This window comes from Mesorhizobium sp. M7A.F.Ca.CA.002.15.2.1, from assembly GCF_003998715.1.
Lineage (GTDB): Bacteria > Pseudomonadota > Alphaproteobacteria > Rhizobiales > Rhizobiaceae > Mesorhizobium > Mesorhizobium ciceri.
In genome coordinates, this window is the sequence record NZ_RZPI01001003.1 from 1 (window position 1) to 1,309 (window position 1,309).

Annotated in this window: 2 protein-coding genes and 1 pseudogene; all 3 read left to right on the forward strand. The window is 65.3% G+C overall.

Annotated elements, in window-relative coordinates:
• Positions 1-165, forward strand: a pseudogene (locus tag ENZ74_RS35520) (sugar kinase); the annotation flags it as partial.
• Entirely contained in the window at positions 162-965 is an 804-nt protein-coding gene (locus ENZ74_RS32010) for an ABC transporter permease (protein WP_082826501.1), read from the forward strand. The pseudogene ENZ74_RS35520 and the gene ENZ74_RS32010, both read left to right, overlap by 4 nt.
• Positions 965-1,309, forward strand: a 345-nt coding sequence (locus ENZ74_RS32015; protein WP_127313298.1) for an ATP-binding cassette domain-containing protein, incomplete at its 3' end; no start/stop codon positions are given. The genes ENZ74_RS32010 and ENZ74_RS32015, both read left to right, overlap by 1 nt.

Consider the following 1,309-nt stretch of genomic DNA (forward strand, 5'->3'; position numbering starts at 1 on the left):
GAAAGCTTCATCGATCATATAAGGCGGGGCGTTCCGCCACGCGTCCTGCCGCCGATGCGCGACGTGCTGCGGGTCGAGCGGTCGAGCCTCGGTCCTGGTGCCGGCGCCATCGGTGCTGCTGCGGCGGCGCTCGACCATTTTTTCTATTCGGGGGTGTCGCGATGAGCGAAGCGTCGAAGACGACACGCTCCGGCGGCGGCTCGAACGAGGATCGGGGTATCGACTATCGCGGTCTCGCGCTCAATCTCTGCGGTCTCGTCGCCGGCATCGCCATCTGGTGGGTGTTGACGGCGGGCGGCGCGGTGGGCCTGCCGCCACCGCCACAGGTTGCGTCCAGGTTTATCGATCTGATCGCAAACGGGCAGCTCGCCACCGACATCATGTCGAGCCTTGCTCGGGTGATGACCGGCTTTCTCCTCGGCGTCATCCTGGCGATCCCGGTCGGCTTCGTCATGGGCTGGTACAAGGTCGCGCGCTCGCTTATCGAGCCGTATCTGCAGTTCTTCCGCATGATCCCGCCGCTGGCCATCATTCCGCTGGCGATCGTAACGATGGGCATCGACGAGACGCCGAAGATCTTCGTCATCTTCCTGGCCTCCTTCCTGGCCGGCGTCGTCGCCACCTATCAGGGCGTCATCAGCGTCGACAAGACGATGATCAACGCCGCGCGCGTGCTCGGCGCCAAGGACATGACCATCTTCCTGCGCGTCATCATTCCCGCATCGACGCCGTTCATCCTGGTCGGCGTGCGCATCGGCCTCGGCTCGGCCTGGGCGACGCTGGTGGCCGCCGAACTGATCGCCGCGCAGACCGGCCTCGGTTTCCGCATGCAGCAGGCGCAACTCTACTACGACCTGCCGACCATCTTCGTCAGCCTGATCACCATCGGCCTTCTCGGCCTTGCCATGGATCGCATCCTTTTGGTGATCGAGCGCCGGCTGACCGTCTGGCAGGAGCGCGTGTGATGCCGCCCAAGATCGTCTTCGACAAGGTCACGCGCCGGTTCGACCTCAAGGACAATGCCTTCGTCGCGCTTGACCGGCTGTCGCTCGACATCGCCGACGGCGAATTCGTCACCGTCGTCGGTCCGTCCGGCTGCGGTAAGTCGACCGCGCTCAACATCGCGGCCGGCCTGCTGAAGCCGAGCGAGGGCACCGTGCTGGTCGATGGCAAGGCGGTCGAGGGGCCGGGTCCGGAGCGCGGCATGATCTTCCAGCAATACGCGCTGTTTCCCTGGCTCACCGTACGCCAGAACGTCGAGTTCGGGCTGCGCATCAAGGGCGAGGAAGCTTCGCGCCGCCGGCAGATC